The organism is Cryobacterium sp. Y82 (genome assembly GCF_002929495.1).
Classification (GTDB): Bacteria; Actinomycetota; Actinomycetes; order Actinomycetales; family Microbacteriaceae; genus Cryobacterium; species Cryobacterium serini.
Genome location: NZ_PJJJ01000029.1, coordinates 73,429 through 93,033, shown reverse-complemented (window position 1 = coordinate 93,033; position 19,605 = coordinate 73,429). Strand labels below are relative to the sequence as shown.

The 19,605-nt window shown below is 65.4% G+C and carries 20 protein-coding genes and 1 pseudogene; 12 read left to right on the top strand and 9 right to left on the bottom strand.

The annotated features are described in order from the left end of the window. The first annotated feature begins 2 nt into the window (after positions 1-2). Positions 3-812 carry a uroporphyrinogen-III C-methyltransferase gene (gene cobA, locus CXY70_RS06615; protein ID WP_104191592.1) on the top strand — a complete coding sequence of 270 codons (810 nt, stop codon included), beginning with the start codon at positions 3-5 and terminating at the stop codon, positions 810-812. A 71-nt stretch (positions 813-883) separates the two neighbouring features. Then, positions 884-2,029 (top strand): uroporphyrinogen-III synthase, encoded by a 1,146-nt coding sequence (locus tag CXY70_RS06610; RefSeq protein WP_233205782.1) that lies wholly within the window; start codon positions 884-886, stop codon positions 2,027-2,029. Between the two features lie 177 nt (positions 2,030-2,206). Here the strand turns inward: CXY70_RS06610 and rimM are convergent, their stop codons facing one another. From rimM to rpsP, 3 genes are read right to left on the bottom strand one after another with little or no spacing between them, the layout of a single operon-like run. Next, positions 2,207-2,869, bottom strand: coding sequence for a ribosome maturation factor RimM (gene rimM / locus CXY70_RS06605; protein WP_233205781.1), 663 nt, complete (start codon positions 2,867-2,869; stop codon positions 2,207-2,209). Positions 2,870-2,887: 18 nt separating this feature from the next. Further along, positions 2,888-3,124: an RNA-binding protein gene (locus CXY70_RS06600; protein WP_092108900.1), complete on the bottom strand. Its 237-nt coding sequence runs from the start codon at positions 3,122-3,124 to the stop codon at positions 2,888-2,890. A gap of 3 nt (positions 3,125-3,127) precedes the next feature. Continuing rightward, a complete protein-coding gene (gene rpsP, locus CXY70_RS06595; protein ID WP_104191590.1) occupies positions 3,128-3,532 on the bottom strand; it encodes a 30S ribosomal protein S16 in 405 nt (134 codons plus the stop codon). A 201-nt stretch (positions 3,533-3,733) separates the two neighbouring features. On the opposite strand from rpsP, the gene CXY70_RS06590 reads away from it, so the two are divergent. The 4 genes and pseudogenes from CXY70_RS06590 to CXY70_RS06580 all read left to right on the top strand — a co-directional run bounded on the left by CXY70_RS06590 (position 3,734) and on the right by CXY70_RS06580 (position 5,946). Further along, positions 3,734-4,870 (top strand): glutamate--cysteine ligase, encoded by a 1,137-nt coding sequence (locus CXY70_RS06590; RefSeq protein ID WP_104191589.1) that lies wholly within the window; start codon positions 3,734-3,736, stop codon positions 4,868-4,870. Position 4,871: 1 nt separating this feature from the next. Further along, a pseudogene (locus CXY70_RS18320) lies at positions 4,872-5,006 on the top strand (DUF2256 domain-containing protein); the annotation flags it as partial. Positions 5,007-5,045: 39 nt separating this feature from the next. Next, entirely contained in the window at positions 5,046-5,276 is a 231-nt protein-coding gene (locus CXY70_RS18315; protein ID WP_233205801.1) for a DUF3253 domain-containing protein, read from the top strand. After that, complete coding sequence (locus tag CXY70_RS06580; protein WP_104191587.1) at positions 5,194-5,946, top strand: NmrA family NAD(P)-binding protein; 753 nt, start codon at positions 5,194-5,196, stop codon at positions 5,944-5,946. The genes CXY70_RS18315 and CXY70_RS06580 overlap by 83 nt, the downstream gene beginning before the upstream one ends. Positions 5,947-5,982: 36 nt before the next feature. Here CXY70_RS06580 and CXY70_RS06575 read toward each other — a convergent pair whose 3' ends face one another. The 4 genes from CXY70_RS06575 to CXY70_RS06560 all read right to left on the bottom strand — a co-directional run bounded on the left by CXY70_RS06575 (position 5,983) and on the right by CXY70_RS06560 (position 10,259). Next, positions 5,983-6,801: an SDR family oxidoreductase gene (locus CXY70_RS06575; protein WP_104191586.1), complete on the bottom strand. Its 819-nt coding sequence runs from the start codon at positions 6,799-6,801 to the stop codon at positions 5,983-5,985. 151 nt (positions 6,802-6,952) lie between these two features. Beyond that, the gene (locus CXY70_RS06570) at positions 6,953-7,741 is read right to left on the bottom strand and encodes an LLM class F420-dependent oxidoreductase (RefSeq protein ID WP_104191585.1); all 789 of its coding nucleotides are present in this window, start codon (positions 7,739-7,741) and stop codon (positions 6,953-6,955) included. Between the two features lie 249 nt (positions 7,742-7,990). Then, complete coding sequence (gene ffh, locus CXY70_RS06565; protein WP_104191584.1) at positions 7,991-9,580, bottom strand: signal recognition particle protein; 1,590 nt, start codon at positions 9,578-9,580, stop codon at positions 7,991-7,993. A gap of 79 nt (positions 9,581-9,659) precedes the next feature. Next, a complete protein-coding gene (locus CXY70_RS06560) occupies positions 9,660-10,259 on the bottom strand; it encodes a TetR family transcriptional regulator (protein WP_104191583.1) in 600 nt (199 codons plus the stop codon). A gap of 71 nt (positions 10,260-10,330) precedes the next feature. Between CXY70_RS06560 and CXY70_RS06555 the strand changes: the two genes are divergently transcribed. Beyond that, positions 10,331-11,875: an MFS transporter gene (locus CXY70_RS06555; RefSeq protein WP_104191582.1), complete on the top strand. Its 1,545-nt coding sequence runs from the start codon at positions 10,331-10,333 to the stop codon at positions 11,873-11,875. Positions 11,876-11,970: 95 nt separating this feature from the next. Here the strand turns inward: CXY70_RS06555 and CXY70_RS06550 are convergent, their stop codons facing one another. After that, positions 11,971-12,474, bottom strand: coding sequence for a DUF2004 domain-containing protein (locus tag CXY70_RS06550; protein WP_104191581.1), 504 nt, complete (start codon positions 12,472-12,474; stop codon positions 11,971-11,973). A gap of 22 nt (positions 12,475-12,496) precedes the next feature. Continuing rightward, positions 12,497-13,372, bottom strand: coding sequence for a signal recognition particle-docking protein FtsY (gene ftsY, locus CXY70_RS06545; protein WP_104191580.1), 876 nt, complete (start codon positions 13,370-13,372; stop codon positions 12,497-12,499). A 278-nt stretch (positions 13,373-13,650) separates the two neighbouring features. Between ftsY and CXY70_RS06540 the strand changes: the two genes are divergently transcribed. From CXY70_RS06540 to CXY70_RS06520, 5 genes are read left to right on the top strand one after another with little or no spacing between them, the layout of a single operon-like run. Further along, the gene (locus CXY70_RS06540; protein WP_304481720.1) at positions 13,651-15,366 is read left to right on the top strand and encodes a nitrite/sulfite reductase; all 1,716 of its coding nucleotides are present in this window, start codon (positions 13,651-13,653) and stop codon (positions 15,364-15,366) included. After that, positions 15,363-16,142 carry a phosphoadenylyl-sulfate reductase gene (locus CXY70_RS06535; protein ID WP_104191579.1) on the top strand — a complete coding sequence of 260 codons (780 nt, stop codon included), beginning with the start codon at positions 15,363-15,365 and terminating at the stop codon, positions 16,140-16,142. Before CXY70_RS06540 ends, CXY70_RS06535 begins: the two co-directional genes overlap by 4 nt. Further along, positions 16,139-17,056, top strand: a complete 918-nt coding sequence (cysD, locus tag CXY70_RS06530; protein WP_199183388.1) for a sulfate adenylyltransferase subunit CysD — start codon at positions 16,139-16,141, stop codon at positions 17,054-17,056. The genes CXY70_RS06535 and cysD overlap by 4 nt, the downstream gene beginning before the upstream one ends. After that, positions 17,056-18,117 (top strand): ABC transporter substrate-binding protein, encoded by a 1,062-nt coding sequence (locus CXY70_RS06525; RefSeq protein WP_104191577.1) that lies wholly within the window; start codon positions 17,056-17,058, stop codon positions 18,115-18,117. The genes cysD and CXY70_RS06525 overlap by 1 nt, the downstream gene beginning before the upstream one ends. A 4-nt stretch (positions 18,118-18,121) precedes the next feature. Beyond that, positions 18,122-19,534, top strand: a complete 1,413-nt coding sequence (locus tag CXY70_RS06520) for a sulfate adenylyltransferase subunit 1 (protein WP_104191576.1) — start codon at positions 18,122-18,124, stop codon at positions 19,532-19,534. Positions 19,535-19,605: the final 71 nt, after the last annotated feature.

Here is a 19,605-nt window from a genome sequence, read left to right as displayed (position 1 = left end):
AAATGACAACCCAGAATTCTCGTGCGACTGGGTCAGTCAGCGCCGGGTCGGTCACTCTGGTCGGCGGTGGCCCCGGCGCTGCTGAGCTGCTGACCGTCGCCGCCGTCACCGCTTTGCAACGAGCGGATGTCGTGCTGTTCGACCGTCTCTCGCCCAGCGACGACCTCGGCTCGCTCGCCCCCGGCGCAACCCTCGTCGACGTCGGCAAGCGCGCCGGCAGCCATCCGGTCTCGCAGGCCGGGATCGAAGAGCTGATGCTCGAGCATGCCCTCGCGGGCAAGCGCGTGGTGCGACTCAAGGGCGGCGACCCCTATGTGTTTGGGCGCGGAAGCGAAGAAGTGCTTGCCTGCCACCGCAACGGTATTGCCGTCACGGTCATTTCCGGTGTCACGAGTGCGATCGCGGTGCCGGCGGCGGCGGGAATTCCGCTGACGCACCGCGGTATCAGCCACGCGTTCACCGTGATCAGCGGCCACGCGCCACTCACCGACAACGAACTCGAGGGCCTCACGCTGCTCGGAAGTACCATCGTCGTGTTGATGGGCGTTGGTACGCTGCCCACCCTGAGCCAGGGCCTGCTGCGCCACGGCATGCCCGCGCGGATGCCCGTAGCCATTATCGAACGCGGGTTCAGTGCCACCCAGCGCACCACCGTGAGCACGCTGGCTACCGTGCTGGCGGATGCCGCAGCGGCCGGCGTGCGCAGCCCGGCTGTGCTGGTCATCGGTGAGGTCGTGCGCCTCGCTTTCAGCGGCGACACTGCCGCGAACGACCTCGTGGCCCGGGCCGCTGATTTCGCGGTGACCGCCTGATGGCCAGCGGGGCCGAACCGGTTTCGGACAGGAAGCCGGGAGCATGCGCTGCGAAGCTGCCCACGCACCGCGTGCCAAAGCCGGCGACCGAGCCGATCGAGGTGGCAGCTCCCTTTCTACAGCCGAACCAGCTGGACGGGTTTCGAATCGGCGTGACCAGCGACCGCCGCTCGAGCGATTTGATCGACGCCTTTGAACGGCGCGGTGCCCGGGTTGTCCACGCGCCAACGCTGCGCATCGACCACTCTCAGCAGGACGGTCCGCTGCTCGATGACACCAGAACCCTCATCGCCGCGCGACCCGATATTCTGCTCGCGACGACCGGCTACGGCGTGCGACGCTGGTTCGAAGTAGCCGAGGCCGACGGCCTTGGCTCAGAGCTGACCGACGCACTCGCCGACACCACGATTCTGGTCCGCGGGCCGAAAGCACGCGGCGGCATTCGCGCCACCGGACTGAACGACTCTGGCATGAGTCATTCAGAGACCACCGCCTCGCTGGTCGATAAGGTATTGGCCGAGTATCCGCCGGGACTTATCGTCGGCATTCAGGTTCATGGCGCCACCGACGAGGTGCAACTCGACCGGCTGCGCGCGGTGCACGAGCGCGTGCTGGTCGTTGCGCCGTATCGCTGGATCGCTGTCGATGACAGCGACGAACGCGTGTACAAGCTCGTCGAGGCTATCTGCTCCCGCCAGCTCGACTGCGTGACCTTCACGAGCGCCCCGGCCGTGCACGCCCTGTTCACTGCGGCGGAAGGCATGGAGGTCTATCCGGAACTCATCGCGGCGCTGCAGACCCAGGTGTGCGCCGCCGCCGTCGGCCCGGTGACCAGCGCCCCGCTCATTGCGGCCGGGATCGCCCCGATTCAGCCGACCCGGTTTCGCATGGGCGCGCTGATTCGGCTGGTCTGCGAATACCTGGAACAGAACATGATCGAACGGGTCGAAACGCAGAACGGGCTCGTGCAGCTGCGCGGTTCGATCGTGCAGGTTGGCGAGGAGCGCGTGCAGCTGCCGCCGACAGCGCTCGCGATTATGCGGGCGCTGGTTAGGGCCCGCGGCGCGGTCGTTTCCCGCGACGACCTCACCCTGTCACTGGCCGCCGACTCCGACGATCACGCCATGGAGGTTTCGCTCAGCCGGCTGCGGCAGACGCTGGGAGTTCCCGGGCTGGTCGCGACCGTGGTCAAGCGCGGCTACCGGCTCAACGTGTAGCCCCTTTGGGTGTCGACGCTTCCCCGCTGCTCGCGTTGCGCGGGAGGTACGCCAGTACGCGGGAGTTCCGGCGTGGCCACAAGTCCCGCGAAGCCAGCGGCGCGGGAGCTGCGCCAGTACGCGGGAGTTTCGCCTCCCGCGCAGCGGCGCAACTCCCGCGCGCCGTGAATCCCGTGGTTAGGGGCGGTCGGTCGAGGGAGCGGATGCCGCGGCATCCGTTTCGGAGGCGGGCGCAGCATCCGTTTTAGCGTCAGCTTCAGCTTCAGCTTCCGCGGCGTCGGCCGCATCCTCTGGCAGCTCTTCGAGCAGTCCGGGCGGCGGCGTAATCGTGACCAGGCCGTTTTTCACGTCGACGCTCGGCACGATGGCCTTCACGAACGGGATCATGACGTCGCCCGTGGGCGTCTTCACGATCAACAAATCTTGCGCGGGCATGTGCTCGAGGCGACCGATGGTGCCGATACGCACGCCGTCACGCATAACGGCGAGGCCGATGAGCTGGTGGTCGTACCAGGCGTCTTCTTCATCCGACTGCTCGGCGACGTCTGCGTCGATCCAGAGGATCGCCTTGGCGAGCGTTTCTGCCGTGGAACGGTCGGGAACATCCTTGAAAAAACCGACCGCGTGCTGGTTGTACCAGCGCAGTTCGACGAGTTCGATCGTCTTGCCGTGCCAGGCCGAACCGGTCGGAACTTGCAGGGTGAACACGGCGCCCGGGACGAAACGTCGTCCCGGGTCATCCGTGAACAGTTCGAGCTTGATTGCTCCCTTGAGACCGTGAGCCTTGGTCAGGCGCCCCACCCGTAACTGCTGGGTGCGGTCCTTCTCGCTGTCGTTCACTGTTTGTAGTTCATTAAACTAGAAATCGGTGTCGACGACGTCGACGCGAACGCGTCGACCATCGGCCAGAGCTGCAACGAGGGTGCGCAGGGCCTTGGCGGTGCGACCAGCACGACCAATGACCCGGCCGAGATCCTCGGGGTTCACACGAACCTCGAGCACCTCGCCTCTTGCAGAGTTCTTTTCTGCAACGTGCACATCGTCCGGGTGATCAACGATCCCCTTGACGAGGTGTTCGAGCGCGGGAGCAAGCAACAGTTACGCCTCTTCGGTTGCTTCGGCAGCAACCTCGGGGGCCTTGGCGGCCGGCTTCTCGGCCTTGGGCTTGAGAACCGGCTTCTTCTTCTCGTCAGCGACGAAAGCAGCCTTCGGTTCCTTCACCTTGACGGTGCTCTTGGCGTTCTTGTCGCCCTTGAAGATTCCCCAGTCGCCGGTGAGCTTGAGGAGTGCAGCTACCTGCTCGGTCGGCTGAGCGCCGACGCTGAGCCAGTACTGTGCACGCTCAGACTTGACCTCGATGACCGAGGGCTCCTCCGTGGGGTGGTAGATGCCGATTTCTTCGATGACTCGACCGTCGCGCTTGGTGCGCGCGTCGGCAACGACGATGCGGTAGTACGGTGCACGGATCTTGCCCATGCGCTTCAGACGGATTTTGACAGCCACAATTCTCCAGTGTTGATTCGGTGTTTGGCGAACCTTGGGCCGTGAGCGTGGGGGCACACTCGGCATAAGCTCTATAGGATCACGTTGCACCGAGATAGAGGGTCGGGCACAACGGATCGCGACTAATCATTCTGTCAGAGATTGCCCGCATTGTGATAATCGACCGTCTACGCTTTCATCGGCCCACCCAAGGAGTACCCCGTGTCACTCGAATTCGCCCGATCCGCCCGCTCCACCGTGGGCATCGAGTGGGAGGTCGCCCTCGTCGACCGCGCGAGCGGCGACCTGGTCAATATCGCCGACGAGGTGCTCGACGCCCTGCGCTGCCCCGACGGCGCGGCCCATCCCACCATCACCGGTGAGCTGCTGCTCAATACGGTGGAGCTCGTCTCCGGCGTACACGACACCGTCGGGCATGCCGTAGCGGATGTTGCCGGCCAGCTCAGCGAGGTACGCCGCGCCCTGGAAGGACGCGGCGTTGACGTGATCTGCAGCGGCTCGCATCCGTTTGCGCAGTGGTTCGACCAGACCGTCACCGACAAGGCGCGCTATCACAGGCTCATTGACCGAACGCAGTGGTGGGGTCGCAACATGATGATCTGGGGCATCCACGTGCATGTGGGCATCGAGGACAAGGCCAAGGTCATTCCCATTATGAACGGCCTGCTGACCTATGTTCCTCACCTGCAGGCACTGAGTGCCTCGAGCCCGTTCTGGGCCGGTGTCGATACCGGCTACGCCAGCAACCGCTCGCTCATGTTCCAGCAACTGCCGACGGCCGGCCTGCCCTGGGACCTGCCCGACTGGGACGCCTGGGAGCGTTACGTCGACGACATGGCGGTGACCGGCATCATCGACGACGTGACAGAGGTGCGTTGGGACATTCGCCCGTCACCGCGCTGGGGCACAATCGAAATTCGGGTCTGCGACGGCGTCTCGACCACCGTGGAGCTCGGCGCAATCGCCGCGTTCATCCAGTGCCTGGTCGAGTGGATGTCCACCCGCCTCGATGCGGGAGACGACGTACCGCGCATGCAACCGTGGTTCGTGCGCGAGAACAAATGGCGGGCGGCCCGCTACGGGCTGGGCGCCGAGATCATCCTCGATGCGGCCGGCAACGAGTGCCTCGTAACGGATGACGTGCGTCGCCTCATCGAGATCCTCTCCCCCGTGGCCGAGCGGCTCGGCTGCCTGCCGGAGCTGCAGGGTCTCCACCGCATAATCGACGACGGCGGCAGCTACCAGCGACAGCTCGCCGTGGCCGCTGCCTCGGGCGGCAGCCTGCCCGCGGTCGTTGCGGCGCTCAGCCACGAACTCGCGCAGGGGCTCGGGAGCTAGCATGGCGCACCGGCAACGGGCCGACTCGGCCCCTGTGGATGGCGGTCCGGAGAAGACTTGCGCGTCGTGTGGGCGCCGGATCGAGTGGCGCGCGAAGTGGGCGCGCGACTGGGATTCGGTGAAGTACTGCTCGGACTCGTGCCGTAACCGTGGGGTCACCGCAACCGATCTCCGGTTGGAAGAATCGATCACCACGCTGCTCGCTGCCCGGGCGCAGACCGCCACGATCTGTCCGTCCGATGCGGCGAGGGCAGTCGGCGACGAGGAATGGCGCGATCTTATGGAACCGGCCAGACGAGCCGCCCGCCGCATGGTCGCCCGCGGTGAACTGCAGATCACCCAGGGCGGCGCCGTGGTCGATCCATCGACCGCGAAGGGTCCGATTCGCCTGCGGCGGGCGCGCTAAGGGGCTGTTCAGTCGGGCGGCGCGAGCGACCAGGCCAGATAACATTTGGGCAGGGAAGCAGCACGAGAGGTTTTCGAATGTCGAACGATCACATCCTGGTGACCGGCGCGAACGGCAACGTCGGTCGCGTCGTGCCTCGCTTCGCGCCTCGGGGGTCACCTGGACGTTCGTTCGCGCCTCGTTTTTCCACCAGAACCTCTCCACCACTCACCTGACCGACATTCGTGATCGTGACGAGATCGTCGTTCCGGCCGGGCGGGGCGCGACAGCATTTGTCGACGCGGAAGACATCGGTGCGATCGCCGCGGTCGCCCTGCTCGACCCAACGTCCCACGCCGACACCGCCTACACCGTAACGGGGAGTGAGGCACTCATCTACCAGCAGGTCGCCCAGATCTTGACGGCCGAACTCGGCCGCTCCATTCGGTATGCCCGGCCCGGCATCGTGCGCTATCTCCGCCACGCACGTCGCACCTTCGGCATGCCATGGGGAATGGTTTTAGTCATTTCCGCGACCTACACCACGGCCCGCCTCGGTATGGCGGCCGAGCTCACCGACACGGTGCGCGCGGTGCTCGGCCGCAAACCCATTCGCTTTGCCGAATTCGCCCACCGCGAGCGAGCGGTTTGGAATCCCGCACAGACCTCAGCCGACCTGGCTTCCACCTGACAATCCCGCTTCCGGTCGGCTACCTCGTCGAAAGACTCAGTTGCCGTGTGCCTCGATCGAAACCGGCTGCCATTCGTTCCACGTCGCCAGTCGCGACTCGTAGTCCTTCGTCGCAATGCCCAGGGGTGCCTTGCCGAAAAAGATGCGCAGTGGCGGCTTCTCTGCATCGACGACCTTGAGGATCGCGCCCCGGGTGGCCTTGGGGTCACCGGGATCGTTTGCAGAGGGACGGCTCGCCGCCGCCTGTCGCACATCGGCGTACTCCGCCATCTCCTCGCTCCGCGAAGCGGAGGGACCCGACCAATCGGTCGAGAATCCGCCGGGTTCCACCAGCGTCACGTTGATACCAAAGCCCGCAACCTCCTGGGAGAGTGACTGTGAAAAGCCCTCGAGTGCCCACTTCGACGCATGGTAGATACCGACGGTGGGAAAGGCGCTGATACCGCCGATACTCGATACCTGGATAATGTGACCCGAACCCTGCTTTCGCATGACGGGCACCGCCGCCTGTGTGATCCAGAGCGCGCCGAACAGGTTCGTCTCGATTTGCGCTCGAGCCTCGTCTTCGGTCAACTCCTCGACCATGCCGAAATGACCGTACCCAGCGTTATTGATGACGATATCGAGCTGGCCGAAGTGCTCGGCCGCCTTCTGCACGGCCGCGAAATCCGCATCCCGGTCCGTAACGTCGAGCCGAATCGGAAAAAAAGTATCCGGGTACTTCTGAACCAGAGCAGCGAGAGTTTCCAGCTTTCGCGCGGTGCCTGCGACACTGTCGCCACGCTCAAGCGCAGCTTCCGTCCACTCGCGGCCAAAGCCCTTGGACGCGCCAGTAATGAACCAGGTTTTGCTCATGGGTATGTTCCTTTCAATGGATGACCTACACGGGTAACGTTCGACTCTCACGCCCTGAGCGGTCTAACTCTGGCGAACCTACTACGCAATCGGCTACGGTAACGAGCGGTCTTCGTCATCCTCGGCATCTGGCTTCGGGGCCGAATATTAATCAGGCATTTTTGCTGTCGCGCCACGCCAGCCAGTCGATGGCTTTGGCCAGGTCGTAGTCCGGCCCGGTGATTCCGACGGTGAACAAGCGGGTACCGAGGTCGTAGAGTGCGTCCGCGTCAGTGATGGTACGCCCGCGCAGCTCGGTAGAGATTTCGATCTCGGCGATATCCCGGCCGACCTCGTCGCACCACGCTCCCAGCACACCAAGCTTATGTTCGAGTACCTCGGGGTTGGAGAACGAGTGCCAGATGTCGGCGTGCTGGGCGACGATGCGCAGCGTTTTCTTCTCGCCGCCGCCGCCGATGAGTACCGGGATGTCGCGGGTCGGCGGCGGGTTGATCTTGGCCCAGCGGGCCTCGATGCGCTTCAGACTGTCGTCGAGGGCGTTCAAGCGGGTGCCAGGCGTGCCGAACTCGTAGCCGTACTCCTGGTAGTCGCGCTCGAACCAGCCGGCGCCGGTTCCGAAGATGAAGCGTGCGCCGCTGATGTGGTCGATCGTGCGGGCCATGTCGGCCTGCAGATCGGCGTTGCGGTAGCTGTTGCAGTTGACCAGGGCGCCGAATTCGATTGTCGTCGTCTGCTCGGCCCAGGCCGCGAGGATGGTCCACGATTCGAAGTGCAGGCCGTCGGGCGCGCCAGTGAGCGGAAAGAAGTGGTCCCAGTTGAAAGCGACGTCGAAGCCTCGCGCCTCGACATCGGTGAGCGTGTCCCGAATCTTGACATACTCGGCGTGCTGCGGGGCGATCTGCACGCCGATGCGCACCTTCCGATTCCTCGTTGAACTCATGTACCCAGCCTAGGACCGCCACCGATTCGTGCCGCGACCGCCCGCGCCGAACGAAGACCGCTGCACGCCCATAACTCCTGCAATTTCTTCGCCGATCATCGCGGGTCCCAGTAATTTGCTGGGCCCGGCATTCTAACGGTCACGATTTGCAGGAGTTATGCGCGGTGCGCGCGCTCAGTTAGCAGATTGGATACACGTTCCGGGCCAGGGCCCGGTCCAGGAATAAGTGCGGGGGTCGGGGATCGGATGCTACCGGCCGAGCATTTTTTGCAGCGCGGCCATTTCTTCTTCGGTGGGGCCGCCGGCCTTGCCCTTGCCGGGCTGGGCGCCGGAGCCGAGACCGAAACCCGAGCCTGGCGCATCCGCTGAAGCGGTCTCACCGGCGGGTTTGACTCCCGAGGCGATCGCGGCGTTCTCGGCGGCGCGCTTGGCGGGGTTTCCCGACTTGGAGCCCTTCTTCTTCTGTGCCACCTTGGGCTTGCCGCCGTAGCCGGCGCCGGGGATCGGTCCCATGCCGGGAATGTTGGGCATTCCGCCCTTGGCGACCGTCTTCATCATCTTGGCGGCCTGCTCGAAGCGCTGCACGAGCTGGTTGACCTCGGTGACACTCGAGCCTGAGCCCTTGGCGATGCGCAGGCGGCGCGAGCCGTTGAGCAGTTTAGGAGTGGTGCGCTCGAGCTTGGTCATCGACTGGATGATGGCCTCGGTGCGCACGATCTCGCGCTCGTCGAAGTTCTCGAGCTGCGCCTTCATAGCGCCGGCCCCGGGCAACATGCTCATCATCTTCTTGATCGAACCCATGTTGCGCAGTTGCTGCATCTGGCCGAGGAAGTCGTCGAGGGTGAAGGTGTCGGTCGCAAACTTCTCGGCGACCTTGCGGGCCTCGTCCTCATCGAACGCGCCCTGCGCCTGCTCGATCAGGGTGAGGATGTCACCGAGGTCGAGGATGCGGCCGGCCATGCGGTCGGGGTGGAACGGCTCGAAGTCGTCGAGCCCTTCACCGGTGGAGGCGAACATGATCGGCCGCCCGGTGAGCGAAGCGACCGAGAGAGCCGCGCCACCGCGGGCGTCGCCGTCGAGCTTGGTGAGCACGACGCCGGTGAAGTCGACGCCGTCCTGGAAGGCCTTGGCCGTGGCGACAGCGTCCTGGCCGATCATGGCGTCGATGACGAAGAGCACCTCGTCGGGATCGATCGCCTTGCGAATGTTGGCGGCCTGCTTCATGAGCTCGGCGTCGACGCCGAGCCGGCCCGCGGTGTCGACGATGACGACGTCGTGCACCTTCTGCAGGGCATACTTCACACCATCGCGGGCGACCTTGACCGGGTCGCCGACGCCGTTACCGGGCTCAGGTGCATAGACGGCGACGCCGGCCTGCCTGGCCACGACCTCGAGCTGGGTGACCGCGTTGGGGCGCTGCAGGTCAGCGGCGACGAGCAGCGGGGTGTGGCCGTCTTTGGCAAGCCACTTGGCGAGCTTGCCGGCGAGGGTGGTCTTACCGGCTCCCTGCAGTCCGGCGAGCATGATGATGGTCGGCGGCTTCTTGGCGAACTCCAGCCGGCGCTGCTGGCCGCCGAGAATGGTGATGAGCTCGTCATTGACAATCTGCACGACCTGCTGGGCGGGGTTCAGAGCCTTGCTGACCTCGTCGCCGAGGGCGCGCTCCCGCACCTTGCCGGTGAAATCCTTGACGACCTCGAGGGCGACGTCGGCGTCGAGCAGCGCGCGGCGAATCTCACGAACGGTGCCGTCGACATCCGCTGCGCTGAGCTTGCCCTTGGTGCGGAGGTTTTTGAACGTCTCGGCAAGACGATCTGAGAGGTTTCCAAAAGTTGCCATGATGCGTTTAGTTTAACCGGTGGCCGCCGCTACTTCTAAACGGATGCTGCGGCGCACGTTGTGTCGATTCGGGCGGGCGTCAGCTGATCGCAGGAGTTGCACTCGGGGCGACCAGCCGTTCGACCGCACGGATGACGTTGGCACGTCGGGCTGCTATCGCCACCGAGTCGGAACCGCCGGCGTTTGTCAGTGCCACGCCGGGCTCGTGCACCCAGGCGGAGGCGATGCCAAAGACGAGGGTCATGAGCTCGGCCGGCTCCCACGATGCGTCGACCCGGCCGGCGGCCTGGGCCAACCGGATGCGGCGCACCTGTTCGTCTCGATAGCCCAGCATGACTTCAAGGGCCGGCAGCCAGGTACCGTCGGTTTCGAGACGCGCCCAGTCGATCATGCGCAGATGGTCGCCGTGCTGCACGGTGTGGTCGAACAAGGCCCCGGCGAAGGCCGGTACGTCGTGGTCGGTCAGTACGGCGTCGCTCGTAAACTCGCGCAGATTGAGCTCCAAAACCTCGAGAAAGAGGTGTTTCTTATCGGAGTAGTAGGCGTAGAGGCGTTCCTTGCTGGCCGACGCATTCTTGGCGATGCGGTCGATGCGCGCCCCGGCGAGGCCGTAAGCGGCGAATTCTGCGCGCGCAGCCTCAAGAATGCGGGTCTGGGGGTCTGCTCCATTGCGTGCCATACCCCCAACTATAGCCAACAATTCACATAAAACGAACTAGTTCGTTCGGTTTTGCCGATAAGGTTGCAGCTATGTCGACCCCACCACGCAGTACCGTTCCGCCCGAATCAGCCAACACGATTAAATCCCCGGCCACGCCGCCCTCGTCGGCGGGCGCCGCATACGCCTCGCTGAGGGCCGAGGCCAACCCGCGCCGCTGGTGGCTGCTCGCCATTGTCGCGCTCGCCCAGCTCACCGTCGTGCTCGACGGGACCATTGTGAATATCGCGCTTCCGCAGGCGCAGATCGCGCTCGGCATGAGCGACGGCGACCGCACCTGGGTCGTTACTCTCTACTCACTCGTGTTCGGCGCGCTCCTGCTGCTCGGCGGGCGCATCGCTGACTTCTGGGGGCGTAAGCGCTCCTTCATCGTGGGGATGGCCGGGTTCGCCATCGCGTCGGCCCTTGGTGGCGCCGCGCAGAGCACGTGGGAACTTCTCGCTGCCCGTGGTCTGCAGGGGCTGTTCGCGGCATTGCTCGCTCCGGCCTCGCTCGCCCTGCTCACCGTGAACTTTCCCGGCGGCAAGGACCGGATCAAGGCTTTCGCTGTGTACGGAGCAATCGCCGGTGGCGGCGCGGCCGTCGGCCTCATTCTCGGCGGGGTGCTGACCGAATACGCGAGCTGGCGCTGGTGCCTCTACGTGAACGTGCCGATCGCCGTCGTCGCGATTGCGGCCGCCCTTCCAGTGATCCGCGAGAGTAAGGCACACGGCAACACGCGCTACGACGTGCCGGGGGCTATTCTCGTGGCGTTCGGTCTCGGATCCCTGGTCTTCGGCTTCGCACAGGCTGAAAATGGCTGGGGCAGCTGGCCGGTGCTCGTCTGCCTCCCGCTCGGACTGGTGCTGCTGGCGCTGTTCGTGTTTGTGGAGAGTAGGTCCAATCATCCGCTGTTGCCGTTGCGCATTATCGTCAACAGGGTGCGCGGCGGGGCCTTTCTGACCGCTTTGCTCTCCGGCGCTGCGCTGCTCGGCGGGCTGCTCTTTCTCACGCTCTATTTTCAGATTGTGTTGGGCTACTCGCCAATTCAGTCTGGCCTCGCTTCCCTGCCGATGACCGCGACGATCATGATCGGTGCAGGTTTACTGTCAAAGTTTCTGCCTCGCACCGGCGTGCGCATTCCGATGACCGTCGGACCGGTCGTCGGCGCAGCTGGCCTACTTTGGCTGACTAAGATCACTGTGGACGGCAACTATGCATTGGAAGTATTGCCGGGGCTCATTCTGCTCGGAGCGGGCCTCGCCCTGATCTTCGTGCCGCTTCAAAACGTGGCCCTGTCGGGAATTGCCGAACACGACGCCGGCGCGGCGAGCGCAGCCGTGACGGCCATGCAGCAGGTCGGCGGATCGCTTGGAACCGCGCTGTTCACCGCGCTCTATACGGCCGCCGTGAGTTCGTATCCGGTTGGCCAGGTCCCCTCTCAGGCCGCACAGTTCGGTGCGCTCGTGAGCGGCTACCAGTCCGTCTTTCTGTGGGCGGCCATCATCATCTTCGCGGCGGCGCCCATTGCATTCTTTCTGGTACGCCCGCGTGAGGAAGAGCTGCTCGGCGCGGGAGCCGCGGTGCACCTCGGGTAGCCGGGCACGTAGCCCGCGCACGCTCCCGGCTCACCTTATGGAAGCGGGCCCATGATAGATCATGGGCCCGCTTTCCGGGCCCGGGCCCGGTCGAGTTAGCTGTCGAGGGCCACCAGGACCGTGTCGCCGTGCACGTCGATCGTCACGACGAGCAGGCCGTCGGTGTCGTCGGGACTGATGGCGTACTCGAGCACCGCGAAGTGCGCCTCGTTGCTGGCGTGATGCGGGTGAAAACCGATGCGCTGTAGGCGCAGCGAGCGCAGAAAGTCGATCTGCTGGTCGCCGGAATCCCAGATGATGGCGTTTTCGATCGCCTCCTGGTCCATCTCGTCGAGCTGCTCAGCGATGTACTGGCTCGTCACCGACACCTCAGCCGACAGGTCGGCCACGAGGGACTCGCGCACCTGGGAGTCGAGGTCCTCCATCGAGCCGATCATCGCTGCAGCGATGTCGAGCGCTTCGGCGGTCACCGAGTCTTCATCGGGCGAATTGAGATCGATTTCGACGCTCTGGTCGCCGAGCTCGGCGGAGTCCGACCAGTACACCTCTCCTTCGTCTTCGTCGCCGAGAATTCCGAAGAAATCGTGTTCAATGCTCATAGTGCTCCTCTAAAGTTCTTCATCAGCCGACGAGTTTCTGGGCGAACACGTGCGGGGTGAAACCGGTGAGGTCGTTGATGCCTTCACCCTGCCCGACCAGTTTGATTGGAATGCCCGTCTTCTCCTGCACGGCCAGCACGAAGCCGCCCCGCGCTGAGCCGTCGAGCTTGGTCAATACGAGGCCGGTGACCCCGGCGTGTTCGATGAACGCTTCGGCCTGGGCGAGCCCGTTCTGACCGGTCGTCGCGTCGAGCACGAGCAGCACCTCGGCGATCGGACCCTGCTTCTCAACCACCCGCCGAATCTTGGTGAGCTCGTCCATCAGGCCGCCCTTGGTCTGTAGCCGCCCGGCGGTGTCGATGAGCACGATTTCGATGCCCTCGCTCTTCGCCTTCTCGACGGTCTGGAAAGCGACGGATGCCGGATCCTGGCCGGTCATCTGTGGCTTCACGATCTGCGCGCCGGCGCGTTCGGCCCAGGTCGACAGTTGTTCGACAGCCCCGGCCCGGAAGGTGTCGGCCGCGCCGATCACGACGCTGCGGCCGTAGGTGTTCAAGAACTTCGCGAACTTGCCGATTGTCGTCGTCTTGCCGACGCCGTTGACGCCGACGACCAGCACGACGGCGGGGCGCTCGGACAGTGTGAGGGTGGAGTCGAGAACCGAGAGCCGCTCTTCGATGCCTTCGCGCAGCATCCGCTGCAGGTCGGTCGGGTCGGTCGTGTTGTATTTGGCGACCTTGGTACGCAGATCGGTGATGACCGCATCGGTGACACTCGGACCAAAGTCGGCCTGCAGCAGGGCGTCCTCGAGGTCGTCCCAGGTGTCAGCGTCGATGGTCTTCTTCGCGAACATTCCGCGCAGTGCGCCGGAGAGGGACCAGGGGGTTCGTTCAGCCATGTGCCTAGCCTACGGGGACGCCGCCGCCTTCGGCGCGGCGAGCACCACGGGCCGGTCGCAGCACGCCAACGGCCGACCAAACACTCGACCGGTTCCGCGCAATCTGTGTGACGTCGCGTGACAGTGTGTGACAGCACGTGACCCCCCTCGCCGCCCTCTGTTCGTGCGCCGCAGTAGCGTGAGTGTCGTTGCTTCGGTTTGTGAACCCCGGGGCGGCGCCGCAAACCGAGGGAGCAGACGTGCCTAACGAAACCGAGACGGTGCACAGCGAAACGGCCGTGACTGCAAACGCACCGGTCGCGACCAAACTGCCCGCAGCCCGCCCGCCGCGGCCGTCCACCCGCCCGAACGGCCAGTGGAAGATAGACGGCACCGAACCGCTCAACGGCAACGAGGTCTGGAAGCAGGTCGACAACGGCATCGCAGTCCGTGGCCGCATCGAAGAAATCTATTCCAAGCAGGGGTTTGATTCCATTGACGGAACCGACCTGCACGGCCGTTTTCGCTGGTGGGGCCTCTACACGCAGCGCAAGCCCGGCATCGACGGCGGCAGGACCGCGACCCTCGAGCCGGAAGAACTCGAAGACCGCTATTTCATGCTGCGGGTACGCATCGACGGCGGCCAGCTCACCACCGAACAGACGCGTGTGATCGGTGAGGTCTCCCGCGACTTCGGCCGCGACACCGCCGACATTACCGACCGCCAGAACGTGCAGCTGCACTGGATCCAGATCGAGGACATGCCCGAAATCTGGCGCCGCCTCGAAGCCGTCGGCCTTGAAACCACCCAGGCCTGCGGTGACGTACCCCGCGTCTTCCTCGGCTCCCCCGTGGCCGGCATTGCCGCAGACGAACTGATCGACCCGACCAAGGTCATCCAGGAGATCGCGCGCAAGTATCTCGGCACCGACGAATTCGCCAACCTTCCGCGCAAATTCAAGACCGCTATCACGGGCCACCCCAGCCAGGACGTTGTGCACGAAATCAATGACATCGGCCTCGTCGCCGTCGACCACCCCGAACTCGGCATCGGCTATGACCTGTGGGTGGGCGGCGCCCTCAGCACCACCCCGCGCTTCGCCGAACGGCTTGGTGCCTTCGTGGCCGAAGACCGAGTGTCCGAGGTCTGGCGCGGCGTCACCTCGATCTTTCGGGACTATGGCTACCGTCGCCTCCGCGGCAAAGCACGCCTGAAGTTTCTACTCGCCGAATGGGGTACCGAGAAATTCCGTCGCATTCTCGAAGATGAGTACCTCGGCTACCCCCTGCCAGACGGCCCCGCCGCGCCGCGCCCGAAGACGCAGGGCGACCACATTGGTGTGCACAAGCAGAAGGACGGCCGCTTCTACATCGGCGTGGCCCCCTTCGTCGGCCGAGTCTCCGGCCAGACCCTCATCCGCCTTGCCGACCTGCTCGAGGCCTACGGCTCGACGCGGCTGCGCACGACCCCACATCAGAAAATCGTGGTGCTCGACGTGGCGGAGGAGCACGTGGAGCCCCTCATCGCGGCGCTCGACGAGATCGGGCTTTCGGCCCGACCGAGCCTGTTCCGCCGTTCCACCGTCGCCTGCACCGGCATCGAATTCTGCAAGCTCGCCATCGTCGAAACCAAGCAGACGGCAACGGATGCAATCCTCGAGCTTGAAAAACGCCTCGCCACCATCGATGCCCCGCACCCCATCACCCTGCACGTGAACGGATGCCCCAACTCCTGCGCCCGTATTCAGGCGGCGGATATCGGGCTGAAGGGCCAACTGCTGCCAGACGGCAACGGCGGTTCCACCCCCGGTTTCCAGGTACACCTGGGCGGCGGTCTCGCCTCGGTCGATCGCGAAGAAGCCGGCCTCGGCCGCACCGTGCGCGGCCTCAAGGTGACCGCTGAGAACCTCACCGACTACGTCGAACGCCTCGTGCTCCGCTTTCTGGCCGCCCGCAGCAGCGACGAGACTTTTGCGCAGTGGGCACACCGCGCCGATGAGGAGGACCTCAAATGAGCGCTGTCAACCTGAACGCCCGCGCTGCGGCATCCACTGCCCGCGACCTGCCGCCGCGTCGACCGAGCGCCGAGCTGCAGGCCCTCGCCGAAGCTGGCTCGGCCGAGCTCGCCGCGGCCGCTGCCGCCAACAATCGTGAGGCCACCGCCGCCGAGGTCGTTGCCTGGGTCGCCCGCAATTTCGGCGCTGACTCTGTCGCCGTCGCCTGCTCCATGGCCGACGCGGTGCTGCCCGAGATCGTCTCGCAGCAGCTGCCCGGCGTCGACGTACTCTTTCTCGACACCGGGTACCACTTCGATGAGACCTATGCGACCCGCGACGCGGTGGCTGCCGCCCTGCCGGTGACGGTTGTCGACGTGTTGCCGCTGACGACGGTGCCGGAGCAGAATGCCCTGCACGGCGCCGAACTCTTTGCCCGCGACGCGAACGCCTGCTGCGCGATGCGCAAGGTCGAACCACTACAGCGGTCGCTCGGCGGCTACGAGCTGTGGTTCACCGGCGTGCGCCGCGACGAAGCACCCACCCGCGCCAACACCCCGCTCATCACCTGGGATGAACGCAACGGCCTGGTGAAAGTTAACCCGGTTGCCGCCTGGAGCTACGACGAACTCATGGACTACGCCACCGAACACCACGTTCCCGTGAACGTACTGCTCTCCCAGGGCTACCCCTCCATTGGCTGCGCCCCCTGCACCCAGCCCGTCGCGGCGGATGCCGATCCCCGTTCCGGCCGCTGGGCCACCCTCGAGAAGACAGAATGCGGGCTCCACCTATGACCACTACACCGGCAATAGCTCACCGCCTTTCCGAACTCGACGTGCTCGAAAGTGAAGCGATCCACATCATTCGTGAGGTCGTCGCCGAGTTCGAACGCCCCGTGCTGATGTTTTCCGGTGGCAAGGACTCCGTCGTCGTGCTGCACCTTGCCGCGAAAGCCTTCTGGCCGGGCAGGATTCCCTTCTCGCTGCTGCACGTGGACACCGGCCACAACTTTCCCGAAGTGCTCGAGTTTCGCGACAAGACCGTCGCCGCGCACGGCGTACGCCTGACCGTGGCCAAGGTCGAGGAGTACATCGCGGACGGCCGCCTGGCGGAACGCGCCGACGGCACCCGCAACCCCCTGCAGACCCTCCCGCTGCTCGACGCCATCGCAGCCGGTCGGCACGACGCGGTCTTCGGCGGTGCCCGTCGGGACGAAGATAAAGCGCGTGCCAAGGAGCGCATCCTCTCGCTGCGCGATGAATTCGGGCAGTGGGACCCGCGCAACCAACGCCCGGAGCTGTGGAACCTCTACAACGGCCGCCACACCGTCGGCCAGCACGTTCGCGCCTTCCCGATCAGCAACTGGACTGAACTCAACGTCTGGCGTTACATCGAACGCGAGAACATCGAACTGCCCTCGCTCTACTACGCCCACAAGCGTGAGGTGTACCGCCGCGACAATATGTGGCGTGCCGTTGGCCCGGTCAGCCCAGCACGGGCCGACGAGACCATCGAACTTCGCACCGTGCGGTATCGCACGGTGGGTGATATGAGCTGCACCGGCGCAGTCGACTCGGCGGCGGTATCCGTTTCCGACGTCGTACGCGAGGTGGGGGTATCCACCATCACCGAACGCGGCGCGACCCGCGCCGACGACCGCATCTCAGAGGCCGCCATGGAAGACCGCAAAAAGGAAGGCTACTTCTGATGCGCACGCCGATCGCCGCCATCGGCGCAGCCCTAGCGGCGACGCTGCTGCTGCTGCTGAGCGGATGCTCCGGCGCGGCCTCCGCCGGAAGCGCCACCGGACCCGCCGAGGAACTGCGCCTCGGCTATTTCGACAATCTCACCCACGCCCCGGCCCTGGTCGGCCTCGAGCAGGGATTCTTCGCCGATGCCCTCGGCGAGACGACCCTGAACGCCCAGGCTTTCGGAGCGGGTCCGGCCGCAATCGAGGCACTCAGCGCCGGCGCGATCGACGCCGCCTATGTGGGCCCGAGCCCGGCCGTCAACACCTTCGTGCAGAGCGCCGGGCAGAGCGCGGTCATCGTGGCGGGCGCAACTATCGGCGGCGCCGCCCTCGTCGTGCGCGACGGTATCGACTCGCCCGCCGATCTTGCGGGCACGACTCTCGCCTCACCGCAGCTCGGTAATACGCAGGACGTCGCCCTGCGTTCCTGGCTCAAAAGCGAGGGCTATGAAACCAGTACGACCGGTGGCGGCGATGTGACGGTCGCGCCGACCGACAACGCCCGCGCGCTCACCCTGCTTCAGAGCGGGCAGATCGACGGCGCCTGGCTGCCGGAACCCTGGGTGTCTCGCCTGGTGCTCGAAGCGGATGCCCACGTGCTCGTCGAGGAGGCCAACCTGTGGCCGAACGGCGAGTTTCCCACGACCGTGCTGCTCGTCGGCGCCGATTTCAACCGCGACCACCCTGAAACGGTGCGGGCCCTCTTGGCAGGCCATACGGCATCCATTGCCTGGCTGAACGAACATCCCACCGAAGCGGCCGCCGTGATCAACAAGAAACTTGCCGCCGACACCGGTAAGCCCCTCGCTGACGCGGTCATCGAACGTGCCCTGGGCGGCCTGCACTTCACCAATGACCCCCTGGCCGACACTTTTTCGATCTCGCTGCAGAAGGCGGTCGCTTCCGGCACCGCGAAAGACGGCGACCTCACTGGCTTGTTTGACCTGACCCAGCTCAATGGCATTCTCGCCGCAGCATCAGGCGCGCCCATTTCGGCCGCCGGACTCGGAACGGAGTAATCGCATGACCCTCATCATTGATACCCAGGACCTCGCCACCGAAGCCGCCGTCGCCGCTCCCGAGGGCACCCTTTTTCGCTTCGCGACGGCAGGCTCGGTCGACGACGGCAAGTCCACCCTGGTGGGCCGCCTGCTGCACGACTCGAAGGCCATCTTGGCCGACCAGCTCGAAGCGGTCACCCGCACGTCGACCGAGCGCGGCTTCGGCGGCGAGAGCGGCGGCATCGACTTCGCCCTGCTGACCGACGGCCTGCGCGCCGAACGTGAACAGGGCATTACCATCGACGTGGCTTACCGCTACTTCGCAACACCCGCCCGCTCGTTCATTCTGGCGGACTGCCCCGGCCACGTGCAGTACACCCGCAACATGGTCACCGGTGCCACCACAGCGGATGCCGTCATCATGCTCATCGACGCCCGCAAAGGGGTGCTCGAACAGACGCGCCGGCACCTCAGCGTCGTCGCACTGCTGCGAGTACCCCACGTCATCGTCGCGGTCAACAAGATCGACCTGCTGGACTACAACGAGGCCGCCTACCGGGAGGTGGAGGCATCCGTTCGTCTCATCACCGCCGAACTGGGCATCGCTGAAGTTCTCGTGATTCCGGTGTCGGCATTGGTCGGCGACAACGTCGTAGACCGCTCTGAGCGCACCCCCTGGTATGCCGGGCCGAGCCTGCTCGAACTGCTCGAAACCCTCACCGTGATCGACGACCTCGACGAACGAGGCCAGGCCACCGAGGCGTTTCGCCTGCCGGTCCAACTTGTGCTTCGTCCGCAGGGTGCGGTCGTCGTTACGCCGGACTTAGCCGAAACCTTTCGCGACTACCGGGCCTACGCCGGCCAGGTCGCGAGCGGCAGCATCAAGGTGGGTGACACCGTCAGCGTTGAACCCGGCGGCGGCACCAGCACCGTCACCGGCATTGACTTTGCCGGAGTCGCCCTCGACGAGGCCTTCGCGCCGCAGTCGGTCGCCCTGCGGCTGGCCGACGACCTCGACATTGCCCGCGGTGCCGTCATTGCAGCGCGGGGCACCCTGCCGCCGGTCACCCGCACCCTCCAAGCCGACCTGTTCTGGCTCGACCCGCGGCCGCTCGCTCCGGGCGCCCGAATTCTCGTGAAGTTCGGCACGACCGTGGTGCAGGCTCTGGTCAGCGAGGTTACCGGCCGGCTCGACCTGACGACCCTCGGCGTTGAACCGGCCACTTCGCTCGCCGTGAACGACATCGGGCAGGCGAGCATCCGCTTATCGCGCGATCTGCCCGTGGAACGTTACGTAGAGAACCGCCGCTCGGGCGCCTTCCTGGTGATTCACCCGCAGGACGGCGCAACCCTCGCCGCCGGCATCGTCACTGCGCCGGGCGAGCCCACCCGGGCTGGCGACGGCTCGGGCGCCGGATCGGACGTGTCGCCGTGACCTCGCCCGCACGCACGTCAGTGGTGACCGCGCCGGTGCAGACTTCTGAAACGCCCGTGGCCGGTGAGGAA

Bases quoted from the DNA above. Each gene is read 5' to 3' on its own strand.
- cobA (WP_104191592.1), top strand. From the start codon at position 3: ATGACAACCCAGAATTCTCGTGCGACTGGGTCAGTCAGCGCCGGGTCG.
- ffh (WP_104191584.1), bottom strand. From the start codon at position 9,580: ATGGCAACTTTTGGAAACCTCTCAGATCGTCTTGCCGAGACGTTCAAA.
- CXY70_RS06575 (WP_104191586.1), bottom strand. From the start codon at position 6,801: ATGAGCAAAACCTGGTTCATTACTGGCGCGTCCAAGGGCTTTGGCCGC.
- ftsY (WP_104191580.1), bottom strand. From the start codon at position 13,372: ATGGCTGAACGAACCCCCTGGTCCCTCTCCGGCGCACTGCGCGGAATG.
- CXY70_RS06525 (WP_104191577.1), top strand. From the start codon at position 17,056: ATGCGCACGCCGATCGCCGCCATCGGCGCAGCCCTAGCGGCGACGCTG.
- CXY70_RS06555 (WP_104191582.1), top strand. From the start codon at position 10,331: ATGTCGACCCCACCACGCAGTACCGTTCCGCCCGAATCAGCCAACACG.
- CXY70_RS06560 (WP_104191583.1), bottom strand. From the start codon at position 10,259: ATGGCACGCAATGGAGCAGACCCCCAGACCCGCATTCTTGAGGCTGCG.
- CXY70_RS06550 (WP_104191581.1), bottom strand. From the start codon at position 12,474: ATGAGCATTGAACACGATTTCTTCGGAATTCTCGGCGACGAAGACGAA.
- cysD (WP_199183388.1), top strand. From the start codon at position 16,139: ATGACCACTACACCGGCAATAGCTCACCGCCTTTCCGAACTCGACGTG.
- CXY70_RS06535 (WP_104191579.1), top strand. From the start codon at position 15,363: ATGAGCGCTGTCAACCTGAACGCCCGCGCTGCGGCATCCACTGCCCGC.
- CXY70_RS06570 (WP_104191585.1), bottom strand. From the start codon at position 7,741: ATGAGTTCAACGAGGAATCGGAAGGTGCGCATCGGCGTGCAGATCGCC.
- CXY70_RS06520 (WP_104191576.1), top strand. From the start codon at position 18,122: ATGACCCTCATCATTGATACCCAGGACCTCGCCACCGAAGCCGCCGTC.